Annotated in this window: 12 protein-coding genes; 5 read left to right on the top strand and 7 right to left on the bottom strand. The window is 57.8% G+C overall.

Annotated features, from left to right (window positions below; translation table 11 throughout):
• Positions 1 to 163: 163 nt before the first annotated feature.
• Both DXD24_RS04395 and ptcA read right to left on the bottom strand, forming a co-directional pair.
• Complete coding sequence (locus DXD24_RS04395; RefSeq protein ID WP_117646254.1) at positions 164 to 1,603, bottom strand: APC family permease; 1,440 nt, start codon at positions 1,601 to 1,603, stop codon at positions 164 to 166.
• A 133-nt stretch (positions 1,604 to 1,736) separates the two neighbouring features.
• Positions 1,737 to 2,810 (bottom strand): putrescine carbamoyltransferase, encoded by a 1,074-nt coding sequence (gene ptcA, locus DXD24_RS04390; protein ID WP_117646253.1) that lies wholly within the window; start codon positions 2,808 to 2,810, stop codon positions 1,737 to 1,739.
• 330 nt (positions 2,811 to 3,140) lie between these two features.
• Between ptcA and DXD24_RS04385 the strand changes: the two genes are divergently transcribed.
• Positions 3,141 to 4,106: a response regulator transcription factor gene (locus DXD24_RS04385; protein WP_117646252.1), complete on the top strand. Its 966-nt coding sequence runs from the start codon at positions 3,141 to 3,143 to the stop codon at positions 4,104 to 4,106.
• Positions 4,107 to 4,433: 327 nt separating this feature from the next.
• Here the strand turns inward: DXD24_RS04385 and DXD24_RS04380 are convergent, their stop codons facing one another.
• A complete protein-coding gene (locus tag DXD24_RS04380; RefSeq protein ID WP_117564693.1) occupies positions 4,434 to 6,638 on the bottom strand; it encodes an FtsX-like permease family protein in 2,205 nt (734 codons plus the stop codon).
• Positions 6,628 to 7,413 carry an ABC transporter ATP-binding protein gene (locus tag DXD24_RS04375; protein WP_117564692.1) on the bottom strand — a complete coding sequence of 262 codons (786 nt, stop codon included), beginning with the start codon at positions 7,411 to 7,413 and terminating at the stop codon, positions 6,628 to 6,630. Before DXD24_RS04375 ends, DXD24_RS04380 begins: the two co-directional genes overlap by 11 nt.
• 148 nt (positions 7,414 to 7,561) lie before the next feature.
• On the opposite strand from DXD24_RS04375, the gene vsr reads away from it, so the two are divergent.
• The 3 genes from vsr to DXD24_RS04360 all read left to right on the top strand — a co-directional run bounded on the left by vsr (position 7,562) and on the right by DXD24_RS04360 (position 10,658).
• Positions 7,562 to 8,551, top strand: a complete 990-nt coding sequence (vsr, locus tag DXD24_RS04370; RefSeq protein WP_117564690.1) for a DNA mismatch endonuclease Vsr — start codon at positions 7,562 to 7,564, stop codon at positions 8,549 to 8,551.
• 497 nt (positions 8,552 to 9,048) lie between these two features.
• Positions 9,049 to 9,978, top strand: coding sequence for an AraC family transcriptional regulator (locus tag DXD24_RS04365; RefSeq protein WP_158548959.1), 930 nt, complete (start codon positions 9,049 to 9,051; stop codon positions 9,976 to 9,978).
• Between the two features lie 56 nt (positions 9,979 to 10,034).
• The gene (locus DXD24_RS04360) at positions 10,035 to 10,658 is read left to right on the top strand and encodes an HAD family hydrolase (protein ID WP_089572377.1); all 624 of its coding nucleotides are present in this window, start codon (positions 10,035 to 10,037) and stop codon (positions 10,656 to 10,658) included.
• 322 nt (positions 10,659 to 10,980) lie between these two features.
• Here DXD24_RS04360 and DXD24_RS04355 read toward each other — a convergent pair whose 3' ends face one another.
• Positions 10,981 to 11,838 (bottom strand): class II fructose-bisphosphate aldolase, encoded by an 858-nt coding sequence (locus tag DXD24_RS04355; protein WP_022095149.1) that lies wholly within the window; start codon positions 11,836 to 11,838, stop codon positions 10,981 to 10,983.
• A gap of 335 nt (positions 11,839 to 12,173) precedes the next feature.
• On the opposite strand from DXD24_RS04355, the gene DXD24_RS04350 reads away from it, so the two are divergent.
• Entirely contained in the window at positions 12,174 to 12,977 is an 804-nt protein-coding gene (locus DXD24_RS04350; protein WP_117564687.1) for a DeoR/GlpR family DNA-binding transcription regulator, read from the top strand.
• Positions 12,978 to 13,036: 59 nt separating this feature from the next.
• On the opposite strand, the gene DXD24_RS04345 is transcribed toward DXD24_RS04350, so the two are convergent.
• Positions 13,037 to 14,197 (bottom strand): FprA family A-type flavoprotein, encoded by a 1,161-nt coding sequence (locus tag DXD24_RS04345; protein ID WP_117564685.1) that lies wholly within the window; start codon positions 14,195 to 14,197, stop codon positions 13,037 to 13,039.
• A gap of 129 nt (positions 14,198 to 14,326) precedes the next feature.
• Positions 14,327 to 15,313, bottom strand: a complete 987-nt coding sequence (locus DXD24_RS04340; RefSeq protein ID WP_117564683.1) for a LacI family DNA-binding transcriptional regulator — start codon at positions 15,311 to 15,313, stop codon at positions 14,327 to 14,329.
• Positions 15,314 to 15,406 lie beyond the last annotated feature (93 nt).

Raw genomic sequence — 15,406 nt, 5'->3', positions numbered from 1 at the left:
GGTTACCGGAGCTATCGCTCGCACCCGCCCCAGGGAATGGTTAGCAAATTTGTCGCTTTGGGCACGCCCCCGAAGAGGCTAGAGTGCCCGGAGTCGGGAGCGACAAGCCCGACGAAGCGTACTTTGGTACGCGAGGAGGGTTGGAGCCCCGAATCCGGGTGCTTTAGTTCTCCTCGGCCTCGGCAGCCTCCTCAGCCAGGCGCTGAGCAGCCAGCTCGGGGGTGAGACCCTTGTACTCGGTCTCGCGACCCTTAGCACTGACGACGCGGACAACCTCGCCAATAAGCAAAAGCACGATGAAGATAACGATCATCGGGACCTTATCGCCAATCTCATCGACTGAGAACGGAATCAGCGTTGCAACGATGGCCAGGATCAGCTCGATGCAAGGGATGGCCAGCATGACCTTCATCATGGCACCCTTAAACGGGAACGTGAAGATGCGCTCGCGGTTGGGGTCGTTCTTACGAAGGTTGAGGAACGCCGGGAACATCGGGATATAGGTGAGCAGCAGGAAGACGACGGAGGTGCCGAAGAGCATCCAGAAGACACCGTTGGAGATGGCGTCGATGGGCACGAGCTGCAGGCACAGCACCAGGGAGGCAACGATGGCGTTGACCAGGTTGGCGCCGTTGGGCATGTCGTCATCCGAGATCATCGAGGCGAAGACCTTGGGCATGTTGCCGTGCTCGGCAGCATAGCGAGCAACAGAGTTGACGCCGAAGGACCAGGCAGCCATGTTGGCGAACAGGGTGATCAGGAAGGCAATGCAGATGACCTTGAAGATCATGGAGTCGCCCACCATGGTCTGGACTGCGACGATCATGCCGTAGTCGGGGTCGATGGAATCGGCCGGCACCGCAGCGCCGATGCCAAAGCCAGCGAACAGGTAGATCACGGCGATGGACAGGCCACCGACGATGATAGCCTTGGGGATATCGCGAGCGGGATCGGCCATGTCGTCGGTCATGGTGCAGATGACCTCGAAGCCCATGAAGTTAAAGATGATGATCGACAGGTAGCCGAGAGCGTTGGTGTTGGTGAGCTCGGGCAGGAAGGTGGCAGCGGACATGTCGTTCGCAAAACCGTTCTCCATGGCATACCAAATGCCCAAAGCGCCAACGATAACGGCGACGGCGACCTTGATGATGGCGCCGCCGTTAAGGACCCACTCGGAGTCGGCCGCCTTGGAGCGGCCCATGAGGTAGACGATCCACACAAAGGCAAGATCGATACCCATCTTGGCGATCAAGTTGAACTCGACGCCAAAGACCATGCCCAAAATGTCGGGGAACATGGTAGCCAGCGAGGCGATCCACAGCGGGTAGTTGACCCAGTAGTAATACGAGATGCGGGCGCCCCATTTGTCGCCCAGGCCATCGCGTACCCAGTCGTAAATGCCGCCCTCGCCGTCATAGGTGGTACCGAGCTCGGCAACAACCATGCCGTAGGGAAGCAGGAAGGTCAGGATCAGGAAGATCCACCAGAAGAACTGCTGGTTGCCAATGGCAGCAGCAGGAGCGGCGGCCTCGCAAACGAAGACGACGCAGATGATGGTCGAAATGACCGTCAAAAAGGAAAGCTTTTTCTTTCCGTCGCTCATGATGAGCTCCTTCGCTCAGTCTTGGACAGATCCGAGGCCCTAAGGTATTAAGGCAATTGCTTGGGCCTCGGTGAGCGGGCGACAGGAGACGAGCATCCGCCGCCCGCAAACGTGCGTTTAGCAGGCTTAAGGCTTAGAGCTGCTCGAGAGCTTCGAGAGCGGCGTGGAGCTCAGCCTTGGCGGAGTACTCGACACCCTCGTCGTTGAGCGGGGTGCGCTTGCCCAGGGCGGCAAGGAGAGCACGGATGGAGTGCTTGCGGTTCTCGGCCTCGACCCAGCACAGGGAGCGCTCGGGATCGTCCATGACCTCGTCGACGACCTCCTCGTTGCGGGTGGCCGGCAGGCAGTGCATGAACTTGGAGCCTGCGCCGGCGAAGTTCATCATGTCCATGGTGACCTGATACTTGGGATAGAACACGTCCATGTAGTTCTCGCCCGAGACCTCCTCGTCGTACAGGCCATACCACACGTCGGTGTAGATGAAGTCGGCGCCCTTGATGCACTCGATGTCGTCGGAGATGACGACCGAGCCGCCGGAGACCTTGCAGTTCTCCTCGGCGATGGCCATCATCTGCTTGCCGAACTCGGCGCGCTCCTCGACGGTGCCAACGTGCAGGCCGCCGTCGGGGATCTGGTGGCCCTTAGGTCCAAACTGGACAAACTTCATGCCGACCTTGGAAGCGATGAACATGAGGGAGACGCAGACCTGGGTGGCGTCGCCGATGAAGGCCAGGGTGCAGTCCTCGATCTTCTTGCCCTCGGGGAGGTTCTCGAGCATGGTCATGAGGTCGCCCATCTCCTGCGTGGGATGGTTGAACTCGGACATGCCGTTGATGACGGGCACAGCGGAGCCCTCGGCGAGGCCGACGACGTCCTTGTGACGGTCAACGCGAGCCATCATGATGTCGAGCAGCGAGCCCATAACGCGAGCGGTGTCGCCCAGGGACTCGTGACCGCCGAGCTGGATGGTGCCAGGGCCATAGAACTGAGCATGGCCGCCGAGGTCGGTCATAGCGGTCTCGAAGGAAAGACGGGTGCGGGTGGAAACCTGCTGGAAGATCATGCCAAGGCTCTTGTTGCGGAGCAGGTGCGGATAATAACCGTCAACCTTGATGGCCTTCTTCATTGCCAGGCCAAGATCCTCGATAGCCAGGATCTGCTCTTTGGTGAAGTCGTTGGTGTCGATGAAATCCTTAGGCAGTGCCATGTCGATTTCCTTTCCGCCGGTCTTGCCGACTATTACTATGAGGCGCTCGAACATCACGCCTCGTGTTGACAAGACCATCATTCACCCGTATGCAATTTTTACCTAGTTTATTCGGGATTAAAGACCGTTCACGGAGTTACATCCCCTCTAAACCAATATAAACCCGCAGGTCAAGAGTTTACAGGGGGTTTACCATCTAGAACCGCGAACGGTATACGGCTATGCTGTATCTCGGCGCCTAATCCGCAATGAAACGAAGGGTTGAGACGTCTATATCCCACAAGGTATACAGAGCTCGGCCATAGATTAAATGAGATGGGACGGTGACAGATGAACACTCTGATGTTCTTCTATACCCTAGCAATACTCGTGATCTGTATTGTGACGGCAGTGCTTTCGCTTGCCGCCTATGCCTCATCTCGTCGACGCTTCTTTGTCTATGGCAGCGGCGTATTTATCTGCTATGCCATCGAGATGACCGAGATTTTCTTTTTTGAATACACGCTGCAAAACCAGAGTTTTCCGGCCAACGACTATTACTCCATTACCATGCCTGTGTTGCGGACCCTTGTGGCGACCGCTTCGCAGGCTTTTATTTGGCTGATTGCCATGGACTTGCTCGACAAACATTCTAAAAAGCAGTTCGCTATCCCCGTCTTAACGTTTTTGCTGTGCGAGTCGCTGATTATCGTCGCTGTCCCCTACGGCCCCATTCATCAATGGCTCTACTACACGATGCGTCAGGTATTCCTTGTTTTCGTGGGGCTATATATCTTTTGGACGGCACGCAAGAGCACACAAGTCGAGCTGAAGGCACGTGTCAACAACCAACAAAAGCACCTGATTATCGGCGCTATTCTGGTCGGTTGCATCGTTGCCGAGGATTTCTACAACATTCTGATTGTCCCCATGAGTCTGGCGCCCTCTTGGCTGCAACTATATCTGTCCGAGCGCAACTTTAGCGAAAACGTCTTTGCCTGCTACTTTGCGATTCTGCTGATCATCTACTCCTACCACGTGCTTTCAATCCGCATGCAGGAGGCACCCGAGGAAAAGAACGTCAGCGATCTTGATCGACACATCGAAGAGCAGATGCCCTTCTATCGCAACGCCTACAAGCTCTCCAACCGTGAGACCGAAGTTATGCGTCTGGTTGTGCTGGGCAAATCGAACCAAGAGATCGCTGACGAGCTATTCCTTGCCGTGGGCACCGTCAAGACCCACATCCACAACATCCTGGTCAAAACCGAGCAGCAAAACCGCACGACGTTGATCCTCCACTTTTGGAAGCGATAACCTGCCAAAAAGGGACAGGTTTATTTTGGCAGGTTTTATCTGGACAAACGTCGGCCGCTGCGAGGGAGTTGCCTTCCCTCGCGGCGGTCTTCTAGCAGCAAAAACCAAGTGAGTAGACTTCTTGCAGGAAGCCGAGCACACCCCAAATCGCCACAGCGCTGACCTGCGGTTTTACCGAGCATTTGTCGCGATGTGCTCGGCAGATCCAAAAAAGTCTACTCACTTGCATCTGAGGCGTACCGGAAAGGCAAAAAACCGCCGCGGAAGGGGGCCGACTCCCTCCGCGGCGGTTGTTTGCGTTGGTTTTGCGACGGTTTTGCCCGTCTGCTACTCGCTGTAGCGGGTGGCGATGGCAGCTTGTACCATGCCGGCGCTCATGAGGTACGTCACCAGGAAGTAGCCACCATAGGCTGCCAGGAAGATCGCACAGGTGAGGCCCACGGTGCCGCCGATGCTCATATTTCCGAATATGCTCACCAGCTCGATGATCACCTTAAGTGCCACAAAGGAGTGCGCTAGGCCCACTGCCAGCGGGAACAGGAAGAATACCGCTTGCTGCGCCATCACCGAATGGCGAATCTGGCGGTCGTCGCAGCCGATCTGTGCCAGCACACGATAGCTGCGGCTGCCATCGGCCACGTTGGAGAGTTGCTGGATCGACAGAATCGCCGCGCATGCAACGACCAATACAAAGCCGATGTAGATGGCTAGGTAGCTAATAAGACCGTTCATTTGCGCTGCTTGCGTGTACATCTCGGAGCGTGTGATGAAGGTTCCCCACGACCCCGGCTTCTTGCCGTCAACGAGCAGATCGTCGAGCAGAGTGTATTTAATGCTCTCGTCTGCCTCGGTCGTATCCATCCCCTGTTTGTAGTTAACGAGCAGGCTACTGGAATACGGCTGCAGATTAAGTTGGGACAACAGCTCGTCGGCAACGACGACGGTACCCGGATTACTGCCCATCGCCGAGTTGGCGATGGCCGCCGTATCTTCGTCCGACTTATCGGTTGCGGGCTTGAGCGTATGCCCGCCCAAGGTAAGGGCATGGCCACCAGCCATATACTTGGTGTACAGGTCGACCAGCTCGCCGCCCATATCACACGTGAGCAGATACTGGTCGTGACCGATGTGCACCGGCTCCTCACCCATCATCTGACGCAGTTTGTTGTACTGGCTCGCCGGCGTCACAAACAGACCCATCGTATCGGCATTGCTACCCCCGAACGCCTTGGGAAGCTTTTCGCCCATGATCTTGCACATCTCACTTGGGGTCACCGAAGGATTCGAGCCGCCAAACGGGTAACTCAGATACGAATCGATCTGCACATGCTCACCGGCAACATCGGCGATATCGACCTTCTTGCCGGTCTCGTCGTTGTTGTCCGCCGAACTGTCCCTGCCGTGCCATGCGGGGTACAAATCGACCGTTGTATCGGCCGGCACCATGCGATCGGCTTCATCAGACGGATTGACGTACTCTTTGTAGTAGTCGAACGTATCGGGCGTGTAATAGACATACGTCTGAGACACGTCTACAGGGTTATAGCGCTCCAGGTTTTCGTTCATCACGTTGGCAATCGACATACCGCACGTCACCGAGGTGATGGCCAAAAACAGGAGCATCGCGATGACGCCCATCGAAAAGCACACCGTGTTGACCTTGGCCGCAAGCTGGCGCACGGTAAACATGTTGAGGCCGCGCCAATACACGCCGCGCAGGCTCTGCAGCAGCTTGATGAGCATGCCCGAGAGTCCCCAGAACAGGGCAAAGGTGCCCACGGTAACCATAGCGGTCGTAATACCAAACTGGTTCATGGCCTCTTGCAGCTTGCTGTCCGTCGCGGTTAGCGGGAACCCATCACGTAGCAGACGGTAATAGGCCACGCCCACAAGCACCACGCCCACGGCAAAGATGGCAATCGCGATCCAGGGGTTGCGTGTCTTGATGCTCTCGTTGCGACGCTCGGCACCCATAAGCTCGATGAGTTTGGTACGACGCACGGCACGAAGGTTCAGCAGTAGCGTGAGCACAAACATTACGAGCATGCAGGCAAGGGTCAGGTTGAACGCATGCACCGAGAAAAAGAAGTGGAAATTGGCGATCTGTGTCTTAAAAAGCGAGGCCGTAAAGAACGTCATGAGCTGGGAGAGTCCCACACCCAGCACAATGCCGACGACAAAGGCCACGACCGATACTATCACGGTCTCGAGCGCCATGATCGTGGCGACGCGCCCGCGCCCCATGCCGAGCACCTGGTACAGGCCAAACTCCTTTTTGCGGCGTTTCATGATGAAGTTATTGGCATACACCATCAAAAAGGCCATGACACCGGCCAAAAAGTACGTCAGGTCGCCGAGCATGCTGCCCATTACCTGCGCCAAGCCCTTTTCATCGATTCCGGCGATGTCGACCTGCATCGAGATGGTGTTAAAGGCATAGAAGACCGTGACGCCTAGGGTGAGCGTCAGCAAGTAGACGAGGTAATCGCGGCCGGCGCGGCGGACGTTGCCCCAAGCGAGTTTACAGAGCATCGGAGCCCTCACCGCCCATCATGGCAACGACCTCCATAATGCGGTCGAAGAACTCTCGGCGGTCGGTATCGCCGCGGCGCAGCTCGGTGAAGATCTTGCCGTCGCGAATAAACAGCACACGGCTCGTGTAGCTGGCGGCAAAGCTGTCGTGCGTGACCATGAGTACCGTGGCGCGCAGGCGGCGATTCAGGGCCTCCAGGCTCTCGAGCAGCAGACGAGCGCTTTTGGAGTCGAGGGCGCCGGTGGGCTCGTCGGCCATAATCATAGTGGGGTCGGTGACGAGCGCGCGAGCCGCGGCAACGCGCTGCTGCTGACCACCGGACATCTGGTAGGGATACTTGTCGAGCACCTGGCTGATGGACAGGCGCGCTGCCACATCCTGCACGCGGGTCGAAATCTCTGCCGAGTTTGCGCGGGCGATGGTGAGCGGCAGGGCGATGTTCTCGCGTGCCGTGAGCGTATCGAGCAGGTTGGAATCCTGGAAGATAAAGCCCAGCTCCTCGCGGCGGAACTGCGAGAGCTTGGCCTGCTTCATGCGCGTCACATCCTGGCCGTTGATGCGGATGGCGCCACTCGTGGCGGCATCGATGGTCGACACGCAGTTGAGCAACGTCGACTTGCCCGAGCCCGAGGCTCCCATGATGCCGACGAATTCGCCGCGGTTGACGGTAAAGTTGACGTCGTTGAGCGCGCGGGTCACGTTGCCCAGCGCTCCATATACCTTTTCGAGATGCGCGACCTCCAGTACCGGGGTCGCCATGTGCGTGGTTTGCATACCGAGTCCTTTCTTGCGATTAGTCTACGGCATCTATAGTCGCAGGGAGCCGAGTCGGCTACCATCGATATGGCTTACGCTTGCCTTACCGTTGTGTAAGGTACGGGTAGCTAGCCTGTCACTTGTTGATGTTGAGAGAGGACTCCTGTTGAAGACTGTTCATGTTGCCGCTGGGATCATTCGCAAGGAAGGATCTGACGAGCTGCTTGCCGTGCAGCGCGGCTATGGCGACATGCGGGGACTTTGGGAGTTCCCAGGCGGCAAGCTCATGCGCGGCGAGACGCCCGAGGACGCCGTGCGCCGCGAGCTCATGGAAGAGCTGCAGGTGAAGGTCACCAACCTGCGTGACTTCTACACCGTTGAGTACGACTACCCCGATTTCCATCTCTCCATGGAGTGCTACTACTGCTCGCTCGCCGATGAATCCGATGAGCCCCAGAAGCACGACCGCCAGCTCGATATCCGCTGGATTCCGCGCACCTCGCTTGCCACCGTTGAGTGGATGCCCGCCGACAAAGGGCTTATCGATGCTCTGATTGAGTTGAGGGAAGATCGGCTTGAGGCCAACGGCACTGCCAACTACGCCGACGCCACCGCGACCGACGAGCCCTCCACCGAGCCCAAGCGCGCACCTAAGCGCCGCAGCAAGAAGCGTCCCAAGCCCGGCCTGCTCGACGGCATCGATACCTCGGACCTCTCCGCTGACGAGCGCGAACTGGTCCGCCGTCGCGCCGCCATCAAAAAGTCCATGAAGGGCAACAAGCGCGCCAACACCAAGCCCGAGCTGCTCGTACGTCAGCGCCTACGGGCCGCGGGCCTTACGGGCTATCGTTTGGAATGGAAGGTACCCGGCAAGCCCGACATCGCCTTCCCCGGCCGCAAGATCGCCATCTTCGTCAACGGTTGCTTTTGGCACCGCTGCCCCAAGTGCAACCCAAGCCAGCCCAAGCGCAACGTTGAGTTTTGGGAGGCAAAGTTCCGTCGCAACGTCGAGCGCGACCGTGCTGCTGTGGCAGCGCTCACTCAAATGGGCTGGACGCCCATAACCATCTGGGAATGCGAACTCAAAAAAGACCGCATCGACGCCACGATGGAAAAGGTCATCGAGCAGGTGCGCGCCACAGAGCCGCAGCGCTAACAGCGAGCATTCACACGCTCCGCACGTCCGCGCCACATCCACGTCACAAACCTTAGAAAGCCCTTAAGCTCAAAACCTTTCAAGAGTGTTACTCGATACCTCTGAACTGCAGTTTCATCGTAACATCAAACCAGGTTAAGCCTTTCTTTAGCGCTTCTTTTCAGCAGCCGCGGCATAATACTGCCAACGCACGGGACCTAGCAGCACACCCCGTGCGCAACCTTTTGGTGGACATCGAGGAGGCCGCATAAGCATGCATTCTTCCAATAACGCAACACAGCAGCCATCCCTAACACATGCAGACCTTTTCTCCTTCCCCCCGACACAGAGAAATGGCCTCCTCGACTCCCCCACCACAAAAGCAAAACGCTCAACCGACCAGAACCTCAACTTGCGAGCATCGTTCGAAAAGCTCCAAGCATCCCTAGACAAGGCGTTCCCCGAACAGGCAAGAGCAATCTAAGCCCATCGCGCTTTATACTGATGCCATGCGAAACATGGATCACATAGAATTGCACCGCGGAGGACGCGAGGAAGCGTTTCCCGAGACCGCCGATGACTGGCCCTATATTGCCGAACGCGCAGAATTCGCTCGCTATCCGGGCAATTCCGTCCCCTGGCACTGGCATTCCGAAGTTGAGCTTTTCTACATGGAGCAGGGAGCGATTGACTATCGAACGCACGCGGCTCATGAGCACGTACGCTTTGAGGAAGGGTCCGCCGGCTTTATCAACGGCGGCGTTTTGCACAGCACGCTGCAATCACCCAATTCGGCGCCAGCCATTCAAATGCTGCATATCTTTCAGCCGTCGATGCTCGGCGATCCCGCGGGACGCCTTCAAAAGCGCTATATCAATCCTTTGCTGCAATGTCGAGGCGTCGATGTGCTCAAATGGTCGCCCACCAACCCCGACGATATGCCCTTTATCGATTTGCTAAAGAGTTCCTTTAACCACGACCTTCAACAGCCGCAGAACGAGATGGCGCTTCGAAATAGTTTGTCAGAGCTCTGGATTCAGATTAACGCCAAGACCGAACCGCTCTTTTCTTCCGACGGCGCCTCTTGGATGACCAGCCGCGACGTACAGTTCAAGGCAATCCTGGACTTTATCCGCGCAAACTATGCAGCCGCTATAGATGTGCCCCAGATGGCATCTGCAGCCGGCGTAAGCGAAAGAGAGTGTTACCGCATTATCGAAACTTGTGCAGGAACGACCCCGGCGGCATATCTACGCGCATACCGCATAAACCGTGCTTGCGAACTTTTGGCACACACCACGAGAACGGTACAGACAGTCGCGCGCCAATGCGGATTTATAACAGCAAGCCATCTTGGCCAGGTATTTAAAGAACAAATGGGGTGCACTCCTTCGAGCTATCGAGCAGCGAGGCAGAATCTCGATAGCACCAGGCAGAAATCCCGCTAGCCCTTCTTCTGTCACTGCATCAAACTTGCAGGCAAACAACAGAGAGGAGCAATCATATGAAGCACTTTGACCATATCGTATTTGACGTTGATGGGACATTGGCAGATACAGAAGAAAGCGTTCTGTCATCGCTTGTCCAGATTGTCCAAGAAGAGACCAGCAAAACGCTTCCCCGACACGAGCTTGACTTTGCCCTCGGCATACCCGGCAAGGATGCCCTTGAGAAACTTGGGATCTACTCGCAGGCAACGTTGGATCGCTGGTGCCAAGTTGCCGCCAGCTTTAAAAGCACCATCAGCGTGTTTCCAGGTTTGCTTGAAGTCATCGCAACGCTCGCCGATAGCGGCTGCAAACTTGGCATCGTCTCCTCACGTGCGCGCGACGAATACGCAAAAGAAATTGCACCCCTTGGTTTCGATAAGTATTTTGAGCACATCATCCTTGTCGAAGACACAACCGAACATAAACCCGCACCCGCACCCATGCTCGAATATCTCCGACGTGCGGGCGCGAATCCTGGCAACGTCGTCTACGTTGGCGACACCGTCTACGACGAACAATGCGCAACTTCAGCAGGGGTCAGTTTTGCCCGAGCAGCATGGGGATCACACCAAGATATCCCAAACGCCACCTACAACCTCAAAACCCCCAACGACCTACTAACCCTAACAACCAAATAACCCACGCGCCCCACCCTTTCAGCCCTAACGCCACAAGGGCGATTGAACAGGACAGCTTGGGCGGGCCCCCGCACTTAGTTTCCAAAATCATTCCGCAGCGCGAAGGCTTCTTATTATTTTCCGCCCTAACGCCACAAGGGCGACGACCTCGAGTAGGTCAACCTGGGAGGGACGAGGGTTTAGTTCCCCAATCTTTCCGCAGGGGGCAAAAAGCCTCGCCGCACGAAGTGCGCAGCGAGGCTTTTTGCATGCCCGAGGACGATTGGGGAACTAAGCCCTCGTCCCTCCCCGGGATATGTAGCGAGTCGGAGTACCCTTGCTGTTACTCTGCTTTGCCCACAGAGTTGAGGTTGGTCATGCGGATCTTAACCAGCTCGGTGATCTCGCGCATGCCCTCCTTGGCCGGCTTCTTGGGATCGAAGCAGGCGGGGTTCTCGGCCATGTAGGCCATGAAGCCCTTGGTGTAGGCCTGACGCAGCTCGGTGGCGTAGTTGACCTTGCAGATGCCGTTCTTCACGGCCTCGGCAACCTGCTCATCGGGCACACCGGAGGTACCGTGCAGAACCAGCGGCACGTCGACGGCGTCGCGGATGGCCTTGACCACGGACTGCTCGATGTGCGGATCGCTCGTGTACACGCCGTGGCTGGTGCCAACGCCAATAGCGAGGGAGGTGCAGCCAGTGCGCTCGACGAACTCCTTGGCCTCGGCCGGATCGGTGTAGGGGCTCTCGCCCTCAACCGCGGGACCGTCGTCCTCCTTGCCGCCAACCTTGCCGAGCTCGGCCTCGACGGGCACGCCCATGGCGCGGCCAGCGTCGGCGACGGACTTGGTCAGGGCAATGTTGTCCTCGAAGGACTCGTGCGAACCGTCGATCATGACAGAGGTGTAGCCAGTGCGGAAAGCCTGCATGCAGCGGTCATAGCCATCGCCGTGATCGAGGTGCAGAGCGACGGGCACGGAAGCGCGCTCGGCGGCAGCCTTGACCATGCCGTAGAAGTAGTCCAGACCAGCGGTCTTGATGGTGCCCGGGGTGGTCTGCATGATGACGGGGGACTTGGTCTCCTCGGCAGCGGCCAGAACGGCCATAACAAACTCGAGGTTCTCGACGTTGAACGCGCCGACGGCGTAGTGGCCGGCCTGAGCGTCCTTGAGCATCTTTTCGGTGGTAACAAGTGCCATGAGCGTTTGCTCCTCTCCCTCGCCCGCATCTGGACATCGGGCGTAGTTGTTCACAAGGCGTTTTACCTTGTGTTTTGCTGCACTTATTGTATGAAATTCAGCGGCTTTGCACGTGCGAGATATTGAGCCCATGCAGGTCAATACAGCCGTTTTTGAAAAGTAAACGGAAGGAATTGGAGCCGAGTGGGCGTGTTCGATATTGAATTTTGGGCGTTCGAGGTCTTTCTTTTATAGAAAAAGTAAGTAATCGAAAGGCGTTTTCTTACTTAAAAAGAAAATGAACGAAAATAGACTCAACACAATTCCTGCAAATTTCAGACGATGATGGAGCGGATATGGCCCATGCAACAACCCGAGCTTTCGCCGATGAGCGTCGTGCCGCCATTATGGAAATGCTCGAACATAACGCCTCGGTGCAGGTAGCAGAAATCGCCCAGACCTTTGGCGTGTCCTCCGTTACCGCCCGCGCCGACCTAGACGCGCTCGCCGAGTCCGGCAAGCTGCGCCGCACGCATGGCGGCGCCGTGTCGCTCCAGAAGCGACTGACCGTATCCACCCAGGATCGCCGCATCAACGTCAATGTCGCCGCCAAGCAGGCCATCGCACAAAGCGCCATCGAACTCGTCAATGACGGCGACACGCTGCTCGTCGACTCGGGCACCACAGCGCTCGAGTTTGTCCGGCTCCTCGACCAGCGCGATGGCATCACCGTCATCACGGCCGACATTACCATTGCCGATTACATCGACGAGAGCATGCCCTCAGTCGATGTCGTCATGCTGGGCGGGGCACTGCGCAAAGGTCATCGCTATCTGTACGGCCCACTTACCATGCAAGCGCTCCAAATGGTCCACGCCGACCTTGCCGTCATGTGCCCCGGCGCCTTTGTTCCCGGCTGCGGCTTTACGACCGACTTTCCGCAGATGGCCGAGACCAAAGCGGCTATGGTCGGTGCCGCCCGTCAAAGTGTCGCCCTCATGGACGCCAGTAAGGTCAACGGACGCGGCATGTACCGCTTTGCCGAGCTGACCGACGTCAACGCCATCGTGATGGACCGTGACCCCGATCACGCCGTCGCCACCTCAATCGCCGAGATCGTCGACAACGCCCGCCCAAATCTCCTCATCGCCAGCGCTTAAACAAAAACCACCACAAAGGCACCTTTGTGGTGGTTTGAGCGTTAAACGTGAGCGTATCGCTACTTGGAGAGCTCGTTAGCGAGGGCCTCAATCTGGGCGCGCGATGCGTCGCTGAGCGAACCTAGCACGGTCACCTTGTTCTGCGTCAGGGTGATGTCCTTCATGCCCTCGAGCTCCTTGGTCATAACCTTGGCAGCGGCGGGCGCCCAGGAGCCGGCCTCGACAAGCGCCACGGTACGGTTCTGGTAGGCATGCTCGGCAAGCGTATGGATAAAGGTGCTCATGAACGGGAAGATCTCGCCCTGATAGGTGATGGAAGCGAGCACCAGACGGTCATAGCGGAACGCATCCTCAACGGCCTCGGCCATGTCGTCGCGAGCCAAGTCAAAAACGGAGACCTTCTGGCCGCGAGCCTCGAGCGCAGATGCAAGCTCCTCAACGGCAGCCTTCAGATGGCCGTAGACGCTCGCGTAGGCAATGGTGATGCCCTCATCCTCGGGCTGATAGCTCGACCAGGTGTTGTAGGTGTCGAGGTAGTAGCCCAGGTTCTCGGTCAGCACGGGGCCATGAAGCGGGCAGATGATCTGGATGTCCAGGTCGGCGGCCTTCTTGAGCACGGCCTGCACAAACTTGCCGAACTTGCCCACGATGCCAAAGTAGTAACGGCGCGCCTCGCAGGCCCACCCTTCCGGATCCTCGATGTCGTTGGCGCCAAACTTGCCAAAGCCGTCGGCACTAAAGAGCACCTTGTCGGTAGCCTCGTAGGAGAAGAGTACCTCGGGCCAGTGAACGTTGGGGGCGCCGACAAAGGTCAGGCTGTGGCCACCCAGATCAAGCACGTCGCCCTCTTTGACAACCATCTTGCGCTCGGGGAAGTCGGTGCCAAAGTAGTTGACCATCATACGGAAGGCGCCCATGCTTGCCACAATCTGCGCCTGGGGATAGCGCTCCATAAAGGCGGCGATGCCGGCGGAGTGATCGGGCTCCATGTGATGGATGACCAGGTAGTCGGGCGTGCGGCCGTCGAGTACGGTCTCGAGGTTGCCGAGCCACTCGTCGACAAATCCGCCATCGACCGAATCGGCGACAGCGATCTTCTCGCCCAAGATAACGTAGCTGTTGTATGCCATACCGTTCTCGGACACGTCGTACTGGCCCTCGAACAGGTCGATGTCATGATCGTCAACGCCAATGTAGCGGATATCCTTGGTGATCTCCATCAGGCAAAGCCTCCTAGATAGACAAATGAACCCGTCTATCATAGCACTCGCCTTCATAGTCACGGCTATCTGCCGGCATCCTTACCGATTGTTATTGATATGCAACGCCGAGCCGTTGACCTGCGAAAACTATGCGCGCGGCGCTGCCGTGGTGTGTCGAACGATGAGCTGACCGGGAATGCGAATGGCAACGGTTTTGCCCGCCGTACCCGCCTCGGGAACCGCATGCTCGAATACCTCGCGCCCACGCTGATGCAAGTCGAATCGAACGGTCGTGAGCTCGTTATGCGCGACAAAGTCGTCGAGTGAGTCATCGACACCCACCACGCTCACGTCCTCGGGCACGCGCAAGCCGCTGTCGCGCAGCGCTGCAATTGCGCCATTTGCCATCTGGTCGTTTGCCGCGTAAATCGCCGTCATGGTGCGATCGTGCTCGGCCAGATATCTGCCGGCCTCGTAACCGCTGTTGGCAGACCAGTCGCCCTCGAGCGGCTCTGCCGGCTCGATGTGTTTACGCTCGAGCGCATCCTGCCAACCGGCGCGACGAAATTGCTCGTCGACCGAGAACGACGGGCCGCCAATATAGCGAATCTGCTCGTGCCCCAGCTCAAACAGATGGTCCATAAGCAACAGCGAGCAGCCGTAATGATCGGAGTCGACCGTAGTCACCCGCGGGTGCGCATACATGGTGACGATAACCGTGCCGATACCCGGTAACGGATCAAACGTCTCAAAATCGGGCGCCATACGGCTCATGCCGATGATGATGCCGTCCACGGGCAGCGCGGCCATACGACGCGTTGCCTCGGCAAGCGAGAATTCCTCGGTCTTGGACATCTCGACCAGCGTGATGGCGCAATTATGCTCGCGAGCTGCGCTGGCGATGCCGTCGATCATTGAGAGGTTCCCAAACTTGGTGACATCGTTGACGCACAGACCGACCGAATGGTAACGGCCGTCGCGCAGCGAGCGACCGGCATAACTCGGACGGAAGCCGAGCTCCTGCATGGCGGCTTGCACGCGCTGGCGCGTCTGCTCGTTGACGTTAGGGAGGCCGTTGGCAACGCGCGAAACCGTCTGCTGCGAAACGCCAGCAGCGCGGGCGACGTCGGCCATGGAGACCGGACGCGTACCTGTATCGTTGGACGGGCGCCTTACCACAGGATCACCTTCACCCTCGCGAGATCTGAATAGCGTGCATGCCGGCCC

Source organism: Collinsella sp. TF12-2AT (genome assembly GCF_003436735.1).
GTDB lineage: Bacteria > Actinomycetota > Coriobacteriia > Coriobacteriales > Coriobacteriaceae > Collinsella.
Note: the sequence above shows the minus strand (reverse complement) of the source record. Positions and strands in the feature narration are given on the sequence as shown.